The sequence below is a fragment of the Bacillus sp. FCW2 genome (assembly GCF_021228595.1).
GTDB lineage: Bacteria > Bacillota > Bacilli > Bacillales > Bacillaceae > Bacillus > Bacillus velezensis.
This window is the reverse complement of record NZ_CP089436.1, coordinates 1,319,145-1,335,905: the sequence shown is the minus strand read 5'-3', so window position 1 is coordinate 1,335,905 and position 16,761 is coordinate 1,319,145. Positions and strand designations below refer to the sequence as shown.

The 16,761-nt window shown below is 47.2% G+C and carries 21 protein-coding genes; all 21 read right to left on the bottom strand.

Annotated features, from left to right (window positions below; all coding sequences use genetic code 11):
- Positions 1-2: 2 nt before the first annotated feature.
- Positions 3-353, bottom strand: coding sequence for a stage V sporulation protein AE (gene spoVAE, locus K3G25_RS06715; RefSeq protein WP_007409415.1), 351 nt, complete (start codon positions 351-353; stop codon positions 3-5).
- The gene (gene spoVAD / locus K3G25_RS06710) at positions 354-1,370 is read right to left on the bottom strand and encodes a stage V sporulation protein AD (protein WP_014418288.1); all 1,017 of its coding nucleotides are present in this window, start codon (positions 1,368-1,370) and stop codon (positions 354-356) included.
- 11 nt (positions 1,371-1,381) lie between these two features.
- Positions 1,382-1,834 (bottom strand): stage V sporulation protein AC, encoded by a 453-nt coding sequence (gene spoVAC, locus K3G25_RS06705; protein ID WP_007612334.1) that lies wholly within the window; start codon positions 1,832-1,834, stop codon positions 1,382-1,384.
- A 12-nt stretch (positions 1,835-1,846) separates the two neighbouring features.
- A complete protein-coding gene (locus K3G25_RS06700; protein ID WP_014418289.1) occupies positions 1,847-2,272 on the bottom strand; it encodes a stage V sporulation protein AB in 426 nt (141 codons plus the stop codon).
- Positions 2,262-2,882 (bottom strand): stage V sporulation protein SpoVAA, encoded by a 621-nt coding sequence (locus K3G25_RS06695; RefSeq protein ID WP_021494257.1) that lies wholly within the window; start codon positions 2,880-2,882, stop codon positions 2,262-2,264. Before K3G25_RS06695 ends, K3G25_RS06700 begins: the two co-directional genes overlap by 11 nt.
- Positions 2,883-3,008: 126 nt before the next feature.
- Positions 3,009-3,776, bottom strand: a complete 768-nt coding sequence (gene sigF / locus K3G25_RS06690; RefSeq protein ID WP_003153348.1) for an RNA polymerase sporulation sigma factor SigF — start codon at positions 3,774-3,776, stop codon at positions 3,009-3,011.
- 11 nt (positions 3,777-3,787) lie between these two features.
- Complete coding sequence (gene spoIIAB / locus K3G25_RS06685; protein WP_003153347.1) at positions 3,788-4,228, bottom strand: anti-sigma F factor; 441 nt, start codon at positions 4,226-4,228, stop codon at positions 3,788-3,790.
- The gene (gene spoIIAA / locus K3G25_RS06680; protein ID WP_007409411.1) at positions 4,225-4,578 is read right to left on the bottom strand and encodes an anti-sigma F factor antagonist; all 354 of its coding nucleotides are present in this window, start codon (positions 4,576-4,578) and stop codon (positions 4,225-4,227) included. Before spoIIAA ends, spoIIAB begins: the two co-directional genes overlap by 4 nt.
- A gap of 95 nt (positions 4,579-4,673) precedes the next feature.
- Positions 4,674-5,843, bottom strand: a complete 1,170-nt coding sequence (locus K3G25_RS06675; RefSeq protein ID WP_021494259.1) for a D-alanyl-D-alanine carboxypeptidase family protein — start codon at positions 5,841-5,843, stop codon at positions 4,674-4,676.
- Positions 5,844-5,979: 136 nt separating this feature from the next.
- Positions 5,980-6,798: a purine-nucleoside phosphorylase gene (locus K3G25_RS06670; RefSeq protein ID WP_100261879.1), complete on the bottom strand. Its 819-nt coding sequence runs from the start codon at positions 6,796-6,798 to the stop codon at positions 5,980-5,982.
- Between the two features lie 11 nt (positions 6,799-6,809).
- Positions 6,810-7,994, bottom strand: a complete 1,185-nt coding sequence (gene deoB, locus K3G25_RS06665) for a phosphopentomutase (protein ID WP_015417748.1) — start codon at positions 7,992-7,994, stop codon at positions 6,810-6,812.
- Between the two features lie 168 nt (positions 7,995-8,162).
- On the bottom strand, positions 8,163-9,053 hold the full coding sequence (gene xerD / locus K3G25_RS06660; protein ID WP_007612347.1) for a site-specific tyrosine recombinase XerD: 891 nt from the start codon (positions 9,051-9,053) through the stop codon (positions 8,163-8,165).
- A gap of 7 nt (positions 9,054-9,060) precedes the next feature.
- Positions 9,061-9,288 carry a YqzK family protein gene (locus K3G25_RS06655; protein ID WP_003153331.1) on the bottom strand — a complete coding sequence of 76 codons (228 nt, stop codon included), beginning with the start codon at positions 9,286-9,288 and terminating at the stop codon, positions 9,061-9,063.
- Between the two features lie 114 nt (positions 9,289-9,402).
- A complete protein-coding gene (gene fur, locus K3G25_RS06650; RefSeq protein WP_003153330.1) occupies positions 9,403-9,852 on the bottom strand; it encodes a ferric iron uptake transcriptional regulator in 450 nt (149 codons plus the stop codon).
- Between the two features lie 112 nt (positions 9,853-9,964).
- A complete protein-coding gene (gene spoIIM / locus K3G25_RS06645; RefSeq protein ID WP_007409404.1) occupies positions 9,965-10,609 on the bottom strand; it encodes a stage II sporulation protein M in 645 nt (214 codons plus the stop codon).
- Between the two features lie 76 nt (positions 10,610-10,685).
- Positions 10,686-10,913, bottom strand: coding sequence for a hypothetical protein (locus tag K3G25_RS06640; protein WP_012117898.1), 228 nt, complete (start codon positions 10,911-10,913; stop codon positions 10,686-10,688).
- Between the two features lie 56 nt (positions 10,914-10,969).
- Positions 10,970-11,260 (bottom strand): hypothetical protein, encoded by a 291-nt coding sequence (locus K3G25_RS06635; protein WP_003153325.1) that lies wholly within the window; start codon positions 11,258-11,260, stop codon positions 10,970-10,972.
- A 110-nt stretch (positions 11,261-11,370) separates the two neighbouring features.
- Positions 11,371-12,684, bottom strand: coding sequence for an NAD-dependent malic enzyme (locus K3G25_RS06630; protein ID WP_007409402.1), 1,314 nt, complete (start codon positions 12,682-12,684; stop codon positions 11,371-11,373).
- Between the two features lie 12 nt (positions 12,685-12,696).
- Positions 12,697-14,103, bottom strand: a complete 1,407-nt coding sequence (gene nhaC, locus K3G25_RS06625; protein WP_007612350.1) for a Na+/H+ antiporter NhaC — start codon at positions 14,101-14,103, stop codon at positions 12,697-12,699.
- A gap of 141 nt (positions 14,104-14,244) precedes the next feature.
- Positions 14,245-15,672, bottom strand: coding sequence for an aspartate ammonia-lyase (gene aspA / locus K3G25_RS06620; protein ID WP_003153322.1), 1,428 nt, complete (start codon positions 15,670-15,672; stop codon positions 14,245-14,247).
- 37 nt (positions 15,673-15,709) lie between these two features.
- Entirely contained in the window at positions 15,710-16,699 is a 990-nt protein-coding gene (locus K3G25_RS06615; protein ID WP_003153321.1) for a type I asparaginase, read from the bottom strand.
- Between the last annotated feature and the right edge of the window lie 62 nt (positions 16,700-16,761).

Sequence of the window (16,761 nt, the reverse complement as noted above, 5' to 3'; positions counted from 1 at the left end):
CATTATCCTTTCGGTTTAAAAATAACGGCTACAAGAAATGCGAATAAAATCGCTGAAGATATACCGGCGGAAGTAAGTTCAAAAATCCCCATGGCGATCCCGATAAATCCATGCTCGTGAGCTTGATGCATGGCGCCGTGCAATAAGCTGTGACCGAAGCTGACGATGGGAACCGTCGCGCCCGCGCCCGCGAATTCGATAAATTTGTCATATATTCCGAACCCATCTAACAAGGCGCCGATGACGACAAAAGTTGTCATTACATGGGCGGGTGTCAGTTTAAAAATGTCAAGCAGCAGCTGACCGATAATGCATATGATTCCCCCGCAAACAAAAGCCAACAGATATTCCATTTATGATGCACCTCCCGCCCGCTCAAATACCACACCGTGCGCGATGGTCGGAATGGTTTCCTTCTGCTGGATCATTGTCGGACTTAAAAGCGCTCCTGTCGCGACAACGAGTACCCTGTTTAGAGTCCCTGCTTTTAATTGATTAAAAATATGTGTGTACGTAACAAGCGCGGAGCAGGCGCAGCCGCTTCCGCCCGCAAACACCTGCTGGTCCGGCGTATAGATGAGAAGACCGCAGTCATCGTGTTTCGTTCCGGCGGGATAGCCTTCTTCTTTGAGCAAATCTTTCACGATCGGCGAGCCAACGCCTGAAAGGTCTCCCGTTAAAATCAGATCATAATCATCCGCCGTGCGGTTTAAGTCCTGCAGGTGCTGTTTGATTGTGTCGGCAGCGGCGGGCGCCATGGCGGATCCCATATCGAACGGGTCCGTAATCCCGAGGTCGCTTACTTTTCCCACTGTTGCGCTTGTAATCTTGATATCAGAAGGGTTTTGGCTGATGATGACCGCCCCGCCCCCCGTGACCGTTGAAGTGGCGGTATCCGGTTTTTGCCCGCCATACTCCGTCGGATTGCGGAATTGCCGTTCTGCCGTCGCGTTATGGCTGCTCGTGGCTGCGATCGCCCGGTTCGCAAAACCGCCGTCAATGAGCGCGGATGCGACCGCAATCGTTTCCATTGATGTCGAACAGGCGCCGAACAGACAGAGGAACGGAATTTTCAGATGTCTGGCGACGTAGTTGGCGGTCACATTTTGATTTAAAAGATCCCCCGCGAGTAACAAATCAATATCGCTCTTTTTCAAATTCTGTTTTTGCAAAGCGGAGTTGATGGCATCTTCCATTAACTGACGTTCCGCCATTTCCCAGTTTTTCTGATTGCAATGCATTTCATCGTATGTCTTATCAAACAGCGAACCGAGCGGGCCGTCTTTTTCTTTCGGTCCGGCTGCCGTCCCCGCCGCATTTACAAATAACGGGTTTTCAAATACCCAGGTTTGCTTTCCGGTCAATTTCATTTTTTCTCCTCCTACGAAAACAGTTTTTCACAAGCAAACCGTATCAGGCCTACGATATAGGCTGCCACGACGCCGAATACAATGACGTTTCCCGCCAATTTAAACATGTTTGTCGCTACTCCGAGCACGAGTCCTTCACTTCTGTGTTCCAGAGCCGCGCTTGTCATACTGTTTGCAAAACCCGTCACCGGCACGGCTGAACCCGCTCCGGCAAACTGCCCGAGTCTGTCATAAATGCCGAATCCGGTCAAAAGGGCGGAAATTAAAATAAGAGTGGCGGACGTCGGGTTGCCCGCTGTTTTTTCATTAAAATTAAAAAAGTGGATGTAAAAGTCTTGAAGAGCCTGCCCGATCAGACAGATCAAACCGCCGATCAGAAAGGCTTTGACGCAATTCCAAACATATGGCGGTTTCGGCTGATAGTCTTTCACTTTTGTTTTGTAATTTTCTTTTAAGTTTGTCACGTCGGTTCCTCCTTATGAATGATGGATAAAATACAGCCAATGAAATAAAGAGCCGGCTATTTTGCCGAACACAATGGCCATCAGCAATATGATGATTTTGCTGCCGAAGCCGATCCGTTTGGCAAGAATGGGAAGCACATTCAGCACTTCTGTAAGCGCGGCGGCCAGCATGCCGACAAACATGCCGGCCAAAAGCCCGACCGGAACGGCCAGCCATTCAGATAAAAAAAAATGATTCATATTTAAGGTTTCCCAGCCGCCGAACACAGCTCCTGAAATAACAGCTCCTTCGTAGGCCTGTACAAAGCGCATTGTTTTTGTCAGCTGCATAAGGCGGGGGACGATTCCCATAACGGTTAAAAAAGCCACAAAGCCTGCCCCCACGGTCAGCCCTCCGCCAAGCCCGACAAACATAACGAAAAGAATGCTAACGATCATGCAGATCTTTCATCGTCTCTTCATTTTCGTGCATTGCGACATAATGATCGAGATCAAGCTGATAATTAAACATCTCGACTTCCAGCGGGCTTGGCTCTTCATTCAGGCGTTTTTTGAAGATGTGATTAAAAAAGACGATCATACCGAGACCGAGGCCGATGCTGTATGGAATCTGAAGCAGATACGGGTATTCATTCCGTTCGCCCGTTATGATTTCATATAAGGCGATATGAACTTCTCTCATACTGACATCTTCATGAAAATTCATAATGGCAAGACATGAACCGATAAAAAGCAGGAGCCAGACACCGACGAACAAAACGGCTGACAGCCGCTTTTTCTGGTAATGGATTTCCACTATCGTTTCAGCGCCGCCGACGGTCTGTACATCAAGCGCAGGAAAAGCGGTATGAATGGTTTTCAGCACTTTTATAATGTCCAGCACGACGATATTTTTGTCTTTTTTCGTGACCTTATACAGCGGCAGTGCCGACAGTTTTTTTTTCAGCTTTTGCTGTCCCGCGATCTGCGCGGCGTCGCCGATTGTGATGATATCTCCGGTATGAGCCTTCACGCGGTGGCGAAGTCTGAGAAATATTCGTCTTTCCATCTTGCATCACCATCTTTCGGGTGGTTATATATGTAGTATGTGGTTCACTTTTGTTCTCATTCATCAGCGGCAAAAGACCATAAATTACCACCGATGCACAAATAAAAAAAGCCGGCCCGTAAAAGGTCAGCTTTCCGTATGATCCATCTGCACTTTAATCTGCTTTAATATTTTTTTCTCCAGCCTCGATACCTGGACTTGGGAAATCCCGAGCCGTTCGGCTACCTCCGACTGTGTCTGATCTTTATAATATCTCAGATAGACAATGAGTTTTTCCCGTTCTTCCAAATCACTGATCGCTTCCTTGAGGGCGATTTTGTCAAACCACTTCTCTTCTGAATGATCGGCGATCTGATCAAGCAGGGTGATCGGGTCTCCGTCATTTTCATACACGGTCTCATGAATGGATGAAGGCGCCCGCACCGCTTCCTGCGCAAGCACCACATCCTCCGCATCAATTTCTAAATGGTCCGCGATTTCCTGGACGGTCGGCACTCTTCCGTATGTTTTTGACAGTTCATCTTTCGCCCGGCGTATTTTATTGCCGAGCTCTTTTAAAGATCTTGATACTTTGACGGTTCCGTCATCGCGGATGAAGCGCTGGATTTCTCCGATAATCATCGGCACGGCATAAGTTGAAAAACGGACATCATAGGACAAATCGAATTTATCAACGGATTTTAACAATCCGATACAGCCGATCTGAAACAGATCGTCCGGCTCATAGCCTCTGTTTAAAAACCTTTGAACGACGGACCACACAAGACGCATGTTTTTTTCTATGAGGAGGTCTCTTGCCTGCTGGTCGCCCTCTTGGCTCTTTTTGATCAATTCTTTGACTTCATGGTCCTTGAGCTGCGCGTTTTTGCTGTTTTTCTTAACCTCCACATCCATAACAAATCTCCTTAATTACAAAGCGCTTTGCTTTTTGATAGGTGTTTTGTTAAGCGTATCGTCGTTCCCATCTCCGGCGAGGAATCAATCGTGACATCATCCATGAAGTTTTCCATAATGGTAAAGCCCATTCCGGAGCGCTCAAGCTCGGGTTTTGTCGTAAAGAGCGGCTGGCGCGCTTCCTCAAGATCCGTGATCCCGAGGCCTTCGTCACGTATGGTCAGATAGACGACATGATCCTCCAGCGTAACGGAGATGTACACCTTTCCGTCGCAGTTTTCTTCATAGCCGTGGATGATCGCGTTTGTTACCGCTTCTGATACGACGGTCTTGATTTCCGTCAGCTCATCCATCGTCGGGTCGAGCTGTGCGATAAAAGAAGCAACTGTTACGCGCGCAAACGATTCGTTCTGACTGAGGGCTGAAAATTCAAGATGCATCTCGTTTTTCATGATGCCACCCCCAACGTTAAAAGCGCTTTTTGTTCTGATTGTTCGAACCTGATGATTTTAAACAGGCCGGACATGTCAAACAGACGTCTCACCGCGGGCGAAATCGCGCACACGACCATTTCTCCGCCGAGCTGTTTAATTTGTTTATAACGCCCTAAAATCACGCCGAGGCCGGAGCTGTCCATGAAGGTAAGATCTTCAAGGTTCAGCACGATGTGACGGATGCCGTCAGCCTCCAGCGATTCAGTAACCTTTTGTTTTAATGATTCTGCCGTATGATGGTCGAGTTCACCTGTTAATCGAATACAAAGCACGGATTCTTTGACATGAAAGTCAATTCCAAGGCTCATGCTCATTCCTCCTTGATATGATCGGATAATGAGTGTTTCGATTTTCGGGAAAGCAATTCCTTCACTATGACAAAACTAGTGCCCGTTCGCCACGATTATTTAAATTTTGTCCAATCTCCCATCGTGCGCTTCAGAAAAGTGAGAAAACCGGCTTTTTCCATGTCGTCTTTTGCCGTGACCGGGCTTTCAACGAGCACCTTTCCGTCTTTTTTCAGAACGAGGCTGCCGAGCACCTCTCCTTTTTTAACCGGAGCCGTTACATTGCCGTTGATTTTCACTTCTTTTTTTACTTTGTCCATGTTCTCTCCCTTTTTGGCCAGAAGAGAAATCGGCTCAGATGTGGTCAGCTTAACCAGTTTCTGTTTTCCTTTTTTTACTTTTACCGTTCCGACGATTTGATCCCGTTTGTACAGCGGGTGTGTTTTGAACTGGCTGAAGGCGTAATCAAGCATTTTGGTCACTTGGGCGTTTCTTTCTTTCGGAGTGCTGGCTCCGAAAACGACAGCAATGACCCTCATATTTCCTTTTTTAGCGGTGGCGGTTAAACAATACTTCGCTTCGCCTGTAAAGCCCGTCTTCACGCCGTCTACACCCGGATAAAATTTGATCAGCCGGTTTGTATTGACGAGCCAGAACTTTTTGTCTGTATTTTCTCTTAAATAATCCTCATACGTTCCCGTAAATTGAGTGATTTTATCATACTTTAATAATTCCTTCGCCATTTTCGCCATGTCATAAGCAGAGCTGTAATGGTCTTTTTCAGGCAGTCCCGTCGGGTTTTTGAAGGAGGTATCTTTCAATCCCAATTCTTTTGCTTTTTTGTTCATCCGGCTGACGAAATCCTCTTCTGAACCGGCGATATACTCCGCCATTGCGACGGATGCGTCATTTCCGGAAGCTATCGCAATTCCTTTGAGCATTTCTTTTACCGTCATTTCTTCTCCGGGTTCAAGGAAAATCTGTGATCCGCCCATGGACGCGGCATGTTCACTCGTCCTGACTTTATCGCTCATCTTTATTTTCCCTTTGTCAAGCGCTTCCATGATTAAAAGCATGGTCATGATTTTTGTCATGCTTGCCGGCGCCAGACGCTCCCGGCTGTTCTTGTTATAAAGAATGCTTCCCGTATCGCGTTCAATCAGCACGGCGCTTTTGGCTTCATGAGCGAGCTCCGATGTATGTTTTCCGTCCGGCTTTGCAAAAGCGGACGGTGCTGATGCCGTTAATAAAATGCCAATCAACAAAGTGGATATAAGACGTTTCATCTCCAAAGCCCTCCATTTCATAATCCTTTTTATTTTTTCCAAATCCGGTGGTTTTATACGCCTTATCTGGAAAATGTTTCGTGTTGAGGGCATAAAAAAACAGCTGCTTCCGAAGAAACAGCTGACTTATGCTGACTTATTTTTGAGATCGTGCGACTACGGCTTTTACAAGCTTCAAAAAGCCGCCTTTTACTTTTTCCGTCATTTCCATTACTTCTTCATGGGATAACGGCTGGTCAAGAATACCTGCCGCTGCGTTGGAAATGCATGAGATGCCGAGCACGCGCATCCCCGCGTGGTTGGCGACGATGACTTCCGGCACGGTCGACATGCCGACAGCGTCAGAACCCATCGTTCTTAAAAACCGAACCTCAGCAGGCGTTTCGTAAGACGGCCCCGTAACAGCTGTATACACCCCTTTTTGAACAGGAATGCCCAGCTCATCGGCCGTTTTTTCAGCCAAGCTTGACAGCTCTTTGTCATAGGCTTCTGACATGTCCGGGAATCTCGGTCCGAATTCAGCTTCGTTCGGCCCGATTAACGGGTTGGTGCCCGTAAAGTTGATGTGGTCTGTAATAATCATCAGATCGCCGGCGCGGAATTCAGTGTTGATACCGCCGGCTGCATTCGTCACGACGAGAGATTCAACGCCGAGCGCCTTCATCACGCGGACGGGAAATGTGACCTGATCCATTGAGTAGCCTTCATAGTAATGAAAGCGGCCCTGCATCGCGATGACCTGCACGCCTTCAAGCGTTCCCATCACAAGCTGGCCGGCATGGCCTTCTACCGTTGAGATCGGAAAATCAGGGATCGTTTCATATGTAAGCTTGACAGCTCCTTCAATTTCATCGGCCAATACGCCGAGCCCTGACCCTAAAATCAGACCGATCTTTGGTGTTTCTTTCACGTGTTCTTTAATAAATGCAGCAGCACGTTCGATCTTTTGTTTCAAAAAAAGTCCCCCTACTGTAATCTTGATAAAAAGCTTTTTCCGTATTCCGGCTTTTCCGTTTTGAAATTATCCGCAATGGTTGCGCCGATATCGGCAAATGTATCCGCAAGCGGCAGCTGTTCAGTGTGTTTGTGCTTTTTGCTGTAAACAAGAAGCGGCACATACTCCCGCGTGTGATCCGTGCCGTGATGGACAGGATCATTGCCGTGATCCGCAGTGATGATAAGCAGATCGTCTTCTTTCATTTTTTCAAACACTTCCGGAAGCCTCGCGTCGAATTCCTCGAGCGCTTTTCCGTACCCTTCCGGATCGCGGCGGTGTCCGTACAGCGCGTCAAAATCAACGAGGTTGGCAAAGCTCAGGCCCGTAAACTCTTCACCGAGCGTTTCAATCACTTTGTCCATGCCGTCCATATTAGATACCGTGCGGCGGGAAGATGTAATGCCTTCTCCGTCATAAATATCAGAAATTTTGCCGATGGAAATGACGTCTAATCCGCTGTCTTTCATTCCGTTCATTACCGTGCGGCCGAACGGTTTGAGCGCATAATCATGACGGTTCGGCGTGCGTTTGAAGCTGCCCGGTTCTCCGACGAACGGTCTTGCGATAATCCGGCCGACCATGTACTTCGGATCAAGCGTCAGTTCTCTTGCCGTTTCACAGATGCTGTACAGCTCGTCAAGCGGAACGACATCTTCGTGAGCCGCAATCTGCAGTACGGAATCTGCTGATGTATAAACGATCAGCGCACCCGTTTCCATATGTTCTTTTCCGAGCTCGTCCAGAATCGCCGTGCCTGAAGCCGGCTTATTTCCGATGATTTTCCGTCCTGAACGCCGCTCAAGTTCCTGAAGAAGTTCATCCGGAAATCCTTCCGGGAACACTTTAAACGGTTTTTCAATGTAGAGGCCCATAATCTCCCAGTGCCCCGTCATCGTATCTTTCCCGTTTGACGCCTCCTGCATTTTTCCGTAGTACGCAAGAGGGTGCTCCGTTTTTTCCACGCCCTTAATGTCTCCGATCAGTCCGAGACCGAGCTGCGCCATATGGGGCATATGTAAGCCGTTCATGTGCTCTGCGATGTGTCCGAGCGTATTTGCGCCTATATCATTAAAATCGGCGGCGTCCGGCGCTTCACCGATTCCGACAGAATCCATTACGATCAAAAATACCCGGTTATATTTGTATTCAGACATCATAAAAGCCTCCTTTTCTTCCATCTGTCCATTGTAGCTTACAGAGGTCAGACAACTCAAGTATAAACCGTTTACATTCTTGTTGACAATGCCGATTCAAATAATTAGAACCTTCTCTGTATTCCGCCAATCCGGCAAAAAAAGCCGCGGCCCCTCTGGCAGCGGCTCCTAAGCGCGCGGATGATACTGTTTGTACACGTCCTTCAGCCTTGTTTTCGTCACATGCGTATAAATTTGCGTCGTGGAAATATCGGCATGTCCGAGCATCTCCTGCACGGCGCGCAGATCCGCCCCGTTTTCGAGCAGGTGCGTTGCAAAGGAGTGCCGGAGCGTGTGCGGTGTCAGCTCTTTTTTAATCCCCGCTTCAAGGGCGATTTTTTTCAGGTTTTTCCAGAATCCCTGACGGCTGATCTGCCTGCCGTGATGATTCAGAAAAAGCGCTTCGGTTACGTTTTTCTTTAATAATTTCCCTCTGGCTTTTTCAATGTATGCTTCTATCGCATGAGAAGCGGCTTCACCAATCGGCACAATCCGCTCTTTCCGCCCTTTTCCGAAGCAGCGGACAAATCCCATCGTCAAATGGACGTCGGATAATTTCAGCTCGATCATCTCGCTGACCCTGATGCCGGTCGCGTACAGCAGTTCAAGCATGGCTTTATCCCTGAGACCGAACGGGCTGTCAAGCTTAGGCGTGTCCAATAACCGCTCAACTTCGTGAAGCGCCAATACTTTCGGAAGCGTCCGCTCTGTTTTTTGTGTTTCAATATGTACCGAAGGATCTTTATCCGCGGCTTTTTCCCTTAACAGAAATTGATGAAAAGACCGGATTGACGCCAAATGCCTGGCAGACGTCTTGCCGGATTTCCCGGAGTCCTTTATGTGCTTTAAATATTGAATAATATGAAGACGGGTCACATCATTCCATGAAGTGATCTGAAGGCTTTCAGTTAAGAAGAGAGAATAACTTTTCAGATCACGCTCATAGGACATCATCGTATTTTGGGACAGCCCTCTTTCAACCCTCACGTAATGGATGAAATCCTTAATTTGATCCTTCACTCTCGATCTACTCCCCGTTTTGGTAAAAAAAGATCAATCGGCCGAACCAGCCGTCTTTCTCCTCATGTTCCGTTTTGGCCACTTTGACGGCGGAGCCTTCCGGTTTATCGTACCGATGATAGTTTTCATACTCTGAATTCACCCATATCATAGCATAATAGAACAGCGCGGTAAAACCTGTGAACAGTATAAACACTTTGATCGTATCCGCGGCTGTTTTTAAGAATCTGCCCATCTTTCTATCGACCCTTTCTTTGGCGGCTGTTAGTACACCTTATGCCAATTTCAAAGGCTTTTATACATAAAAACAGCAAAAAACCCTTTCCTGGCAGAAAAGGTTCGTAGGCTTTTACTCTGTTTCATCCCCGCGGCAGCGGTGGCAGATTCCGTGAAAAGTCAATCTATGATCTTTAATTTTAAATTTCCAATCACGTTCAATCACTTCTTCAACGTCTTCAAGCAGATCTTCTTCAATTTCATCGACGGCTCCGCACTCCATGCACACCAAATGGTGATGAAAGTGAGCCGCGCCTTCTTTGCGAAGGTCGTAGCGGGATACGCCGTCCCCGAAGTTAATTTTATCAACGACTTTTAATTCTGTTAATAATTCTAATGTACGGTATACTGTAGCGAGACCAATTTCAGGAGATTTCTCTTTTACGAGGAGGTATACATCTTCTGCGCTTAAATGGTCTTCTTCGTTTTCAAGCAGCACTCTTACCGTTGCTTCCCGCTGTGGCGTAAGCTTGTAGCTTGACGAGTGCAGCTGCTTTTTAATTCGATCAATACGGTTTTCCATGTCTTTCCCTCCTACGCCGCATTCCATGACTCATTATAACAAAATACGCGCAGAGTTCCAACTATAATTATTATAAACTGATAAATAAAAGTATTATTTTGTGATAATTATTCTAAAATATGCGTGATGACAGCTTTTCCATAAACAGCGGAGACACGTACGCCTCGAGCAGCGAAGCGATGACCGAGAAGAAAACGATGAGAATCAGCACGAAGGCGTAGCGTCCGAACCATTGGATCGGCGCGTCATGAAGGCTGCGTTTGACAAACAGCTGCCGGATCAATTTCAGGGAAAAAGCGATGGAGCATGTCCCCATGATAAGGTATGCCGGAATGAGAACGATGTTTTGCGGCAGAACCGAAATAAATGACAGGAAAAACCCGTTCATCCCCATTTGATTCACTAAAAAACCGACCGTGAAGCCGACGACGATTCCTTTTAAGAACACCATAATGAAAATAACCGGAAGACCGATCACGGAAATACCGAGAATCCACATCAGCCCCAAATATTTTACATCATGAAAGACGGCCTGCCAAAACATTTCTGAAGCGCCGGCATGTTTTCCGTCAGACAGCTGTCCGAAAAACTTGCTTAAATAGTAATACAGATCTTCTTTCTGCGTGATGGTCATGCTGTTGACGATGATCGCCCCGAAAATGACCCCCATCAAAAACAAGACGAACACAAATATATAAAGTGACAGATGATCCTTTACATGGCGAAAAAACAGTTCTTTGTACGATTGTTTTCTCATACCGCTTTCCTCCCGCTAATCTATTGACTTGATTTAGTAGATTGTATGAAAGAAAAGAGAAAACATGACAGAGAAATCATAGAAAGGCGCGAGATTCCGGCATAAAAAAAGAACCCCCGTCATCACTCCGGTGATCATAGGGGTTCCTTTTTTTATGCTTTATTCTTTCAAGCCTGTCTTTTTTGGTTTTCGTCACTCTTTCATGGGTGCTGAAAGACGGCGCCGTCCCCCTTGACAGGACTGCGTCACGCATCCCGTTTCTTTTGAGATGCTCCCGCATTTTTTTCGTTTTGCTCTTCGCCATGTGCCAATCGCTCCTTTTTCCCTTTTCTTTATCATAACAAAAAAATCCAGATGTGTTCATGAATACGGCTCATGTTTCGACCGGTAAGCGCGCAGAGACGTTTTGGCAGATGAATAGCTCCCCATTGCGGCGTATCCGTAAAAAAACCCCATAAAAATCCCCGCATACACGTGTTCATGATGACCGAAAACGATAGACACAACATTTCCGGCAGCAAGGGCAATCGTGGGAACGAATATGCCCGGAACCCGGCAGAACACTTTGATCAGCTGTGTAACGCATAAGACGACCGGCACGCCGATCACAGCATCCCAAATATTTGTATGGATCAGCGGAAAATAATCCACATTGCCACCTCTTTTTTCCGTCTTTTGCTATCTGTTAGCCTGCCTAAGAATTCCGCTTCCTATTCATGAAAAAAACAGCACCGGCACATGTCCGGTACTGTAAGAGTTGTTTATTTTCCTGCCGCGGCCCGTTCTACGGCTGCTGATACGGCCTGATGCACGTCCGCATCCAAAGGCTGAGGCACGAGATCGCCGTGTTTTGTGCAAGAGGCGATGGCTTCTGCGGCCGCCACAAGCATTTCATGGTCGATTTTCTTGCTTTTGGCGTTCAGCGCGCCGCGGAAAATCCCCGGGAAGCCGAGAACATTATTGACTGAACGGCCGTCAGCTGCATAAGCGGCTCCGGCTTGTAATGCCTCTTCCGGTTCAATCTCCGGCTTCGGATTAGATAAAGCCAGAATGACGTGTCCTTTTCTGACATCCTCTTTTTTAATGAGACCCGGAACTCCTGTGGTGCTGATCACAATGTCACACGTGTCCATTAATTCTTTGATGCTTCCAAGCGGCTGACCTCCGTACTGAGCGAGGCGGTTCATTGCGTCTTCTGACTTGTCCGTTCCGCAGACCGCTTTGACTCCGTATGCCATAAACATGCGGCAGATGGCGACGCCTGCCGCGCCGAGACCGATCTGACCGACCTTCGCTTCTTTTAAATCAAGACCGGCGCTTTTACAAGCGGAAATGGCGGCGGCGAGCGTGACGACCGCCGTGCCGTGCTGGTCATCGTGCATAACCGGAATGTCCAGTTCTTCTTTCAGGCGGTCTTCAATGTCAAAGCAGTGGGGCGAACCGATATCTTCAAGCAGAATTCCGCTGAACCCCGGAGAAATATGTTTTACCGTGCGAATGATTTCTTCCGGATCAGAGGTATCGAGCAAAATCGGAATTCCGCTGATACCCGCCAGCTGGTCAAAAAGCGCGGCTTTCCCTTCCATTACGGGCATTCCGGCGACAGAGCCGATATTGCCGAGGCCGAGAATCGCCGTGCCGTCGGTGACAATGGCGACAGAATTGCTGATTGTCGTATAGATGGATGCTTTTTCAGGCTCGTTTTCGATCAGTCTGCACACATCGGCGACGCCCGGCGTATAAACACGGCCAAGCTCAGCCAATGTCCGGATCGGCATTTTGCTTTTCATCTGAATTTTGCCGCCTTCATGAGCAGAGAGCACTTCATCTGAGACTGTATGAAGCCGGATGCCTTCACCGAGAGCTTCAATGGCTTGAATGATTTCCTGCAGCTGCTCTTCATTTTCAGCCTGCACCGTAATGTTGCGCATTGTGTAGTTCGGGCCGACTTTAACGGTTTCAACTTCCCCGATATCTCCGCCCATCACTCCGATGGCGGTTGCCACTTTTCCGAGATTTCCGGGAACAGTCGGCGTTTCAATCATTAACGTCCGAATCATATGCTTTGTAATCATGAAATGAACCTCCTAACCCAACTTTTGAGATTGCAAGGATTTTTCTTTCGTGTACCAAATGAATTTCCCCGTGTATCCGTACAATATTGCCAGTCCGATAGATACAAAACTGAGCCACATGAACGGCAGATAAGAAAATGTGGATACGCCGAGAATGCCGGCCATATAGATGCCGTTATCAGACCACGGCACCATCCCTGAAGTAAGCGTGCCGCCCACCTCTGCGTTCCGGGATAAAACTCTTCTGTCAAGTTTCAGTTTATCATAACTGTTCTCCATGATTTTCGGCGTCAGAATCAATGACACGTACATCGCACAGCCGAAAATGTTTCCTAAAAGGGCGACGATCAATGTCGAAAGCGTCACATTTCCCGGTGTGGTCAGCTTTTTCTCAAAAGTTGAGACAATCACTTTTAATACGCCGAGCTTCTCAAGAATTCCTCCAAAACCAAGACCGAACAGGATAACGACTAACGTATCCAGCATACCGGTAATGCCTCCGCGGTTTAACAGGCCGTTTAAAAATTCGACGTCCGTTTTAATAGAAAAACCATTATAAGCAGTCGCGATGGCACTGGCAAAATTCATTCCCTGAAAGACGGAAGCCCAGATTGCGCCAAGCAAAGCACCGATGATAATAACGGGCATAGACGGCTTTTTCAAAATCAGAAGGACAACGACGACAACAGCAGGAATGAGCATCCATATATGAATGTCAAACGTTTTCTGCAGTGAAGATTTTAAAAATTCCACTTTGTCGAGATCAATATTTTTTCCGCCGTATATAAATCCCGTTACGGTAAATAGAATGGCCGTAATAATATAGGACGGAATTGACAGATACATCATCGCTCTGACGTGTGACAGCACATCCACCTTAGAAAGCGTGGAGGCAAGCACCGTACTGTCAGACAGCGGTGAAAGCTTGTCTCCGAAGTAAGCGCCGGACAAAACGGCTCCCGCTACGATCGGAAGCGGTATACCCATTCCCTCTCCGATGGCAATCATGGCGATCCCCGCGGTTCCCACGGTTCCCCACGACGTTCCGGTCGCAACGGACATAACGGAACAAATAACCAGTGTAGCAAGCAGGAAAACATGAGGATTAATAAACTCTAAACCATAATAAATTAACGTCGGCACAACGCCGCCGGCAATCCATGTCCCGATGAGCGCACCGACCGAAACAAGAATCAACACCGCTTCAAGACCGTTTGATATCCCGGTGACAATCGAATCCTGCAAGTCTTTATATGAATATCCCAGCCTGACTCCGAGAATAATAGCGAAAAACCAGGATATTAATAGAGCTAGCTGGATCGGCAGGTCTAAAAACACTGTGAACGATAAGACAAGTGCTAAAAACCCGAATAATAAGATAATTATTTCCAATAAATTTGGCAATCTGACCTCTTTCACAAGAAAATCCCCCTAGAAGAAAAAAGCTAAAACGCTTTCATCAAATGATATAACAAATTATACTATACTGCCTCATCCCTTTGTATGGCAACCGCCTATTCACTAAAAAACGTGAAAAGGCGGCTGTTGTTGCTTTAAAATTTATTTTTCTAATAGATCTTTTCCGGCAATTCCCGGTTTTGTCATTTCATACGGATTCAAAATGATATCCAATTCTTCTTCTGTCAGTACATCATTTTGAAGGCAAAGATCTCTTACAGATTGCCCCGTCATGATTGCTTCACGGGCAATTCGCGCAGCCGCTTCATACCCGAGGTGCGGATTGACCGCTGTAATGACGCCGACGCTTTTTTCCACGTATTGCTTCAGACGTTTTTCGTTGGCTTCAATTCCCGCCAGACAATGATCGGTAAATGAACGGAACCCGTTATTCATGATGCTGATGGATTGAAGCAGGTTAAATACGAGTACCGGCTCCATTACGTTAAGCTCCAGCTGGCCCGCTTCTGAAGCGAGGCAGATCGTATTGTCATTCCCGATGACCTGGAAGGCGATTTGGTTGATCAGCTCTGCCATTACAGGGTTGACTTTCCCAGGCATAATGGATGATCCCGGCTGACGGGCCGGCAGTGAAATTTCCGCGAGTCCCGCGCGCGGACCTGAAGCCATTAAGCGCAGATCGTTGGCGATTTTAGACATGTTCATCATGCATACTTTCAACGCGGCTGAAACTTCCGTATACGCATCAGTGTTTTGTGTGGCGTCAACCAAATGGCCGGCGCCGACAAGCGGCAGTCCGCTGATGTCAGCGAGGTGCTTCACAACCTGTTCTATGTAGCGCGGATCGGCGTTAAGCCCCGTACCTACGGCCGTTGCCCCCATGTTTACTTCATACAGATGCTGGCGGGATTGTTTAATTCGCTTTATGTCACGCTCAAGCACGCGGCTGTATGCTTCAAATTCCTGTCCGAGACGGATCGGCACAGCGTCCTGAAGGTGTGTGCGCCCCATTTTAATGACAGAATCAAATTGTTTCGCTTTATCTTTAAAGACACTGAGCATATGCGCCATCGTATCAAGGAGCTTATCCAAAAGTTTCAAGGTTGAAATATGGATTGCCGTCGGGAACACGTCGTTCGTCGATTGTGACATGTTGACGTGTGTGTTCGGGCTGAGGTGAATGTATTCACCTTTTTTATGCCCCATGATTTCAAGAGCCCTGTTGCCGATTACTTCGTTGGCATTCATGTTCATGGACGTTCCGGCTCCCCCTTGGATCGGATCGACGATAAATTGGTCATGCCATTTTCCCTCAAGAATTTCATCTGCGGCCTGTACAATCGCATTCCCGATTCCTTCATACAGCCGTTTTACATCCATGTTGGCAAGCGCCGCCGCTTTTTTGACGATGGCGAGCGCATTAATCATTTCTTCGTGGATGCGGTATCCGGTAATCGGAAAGTTTTCTTTCGCGCGCAGCGTTTGTATTCCGTAATACACATCAGCTTCAATTTGTTTTTCTCCGAGGAAATCTTTTTCCTGACGATATTCTTTTTGCGCGTTTGTCATGCTAAAACCCTACTTTCTCTTTGTGGTAGTCATGTTTTTACAGTACAACGTCGTCTGCGATCGGTGTCTCCATAATGTTTTTGACTTCAGCCAAGTTGTGAGACTGGCCGAGCGCCCACATTAATTTCGGCACGATGGCTTCCGTGTTCATATTTCTGGAGCGGATAATGAGATCTTGATTGACTCTTCGGCCGACTTCATAGACGCTCATGTCCTCTCCTTCTTCAAGACATTGTGTCGTAATGACGACGACAATGCCGCTTTCAATCATTTCATTGACTTTGGCGAGAATGTCTCTTCCTTCAAACGGCACGCCGCCGCTGCCGTAGCTTTCAATGACGATTCCTTTGTACATGCCCTTTAATGCGTCAAACATTTCCGGTTTCAGCCCCGGGTGGAGCTTGAGCAGGCACACGTCCGTGCAAAGTGAAGTATTGACCGTAAAAGCATCGTCTTTTGGCATGTGCACTTGTTTGTTATATTCAATTCCGTTTTCGGTAATAAACGCGATATACGGATAGTTAATGCTCTCAAATGCATCATAGCTTTTCGTTCTTAATTTAATGGCGCGTGTGCCTTGAATGACTCTGCCGTCAAATACGACGTATACGCCGCCCACCCCTTCACATGCGAAGCGGATCGCGTCCGTGATATTTTTTTTGGCATCGGTTTTTTGAAATGTAATCGGGATTTGCGAACCCGTAATGACGATCGGTTTATCAGCATGCTGAAGCATATAAGACAGTGCCGCTGATGTATAAGCCATTGTGTCTGTCCCGTGCGTAATGACGAACCCGTCATATGCGTCATATTTTTCTTTGACAGCATTTGCGATTTCGGCCCAGTATTCAGGCTGCATATTTGTGCTGTCGATGTTCATTAACGAATGGGTTTCCATCGTGTAATCGTTATCAAGTTTTGATACGTAGGTTAACAATTCGTCTGCTTTCACCCCGGGTGCAAGCCCGTTTTCTCCTTCGACTGAGGCGATTGTTCCTCCGGTTGTTAACAGCAATAATTTTTTCATACCCTGCACCTCTTCATCCAGTTCTCAAGATGTGTTAAGCATTCGCTTTTCGCATACTTTTA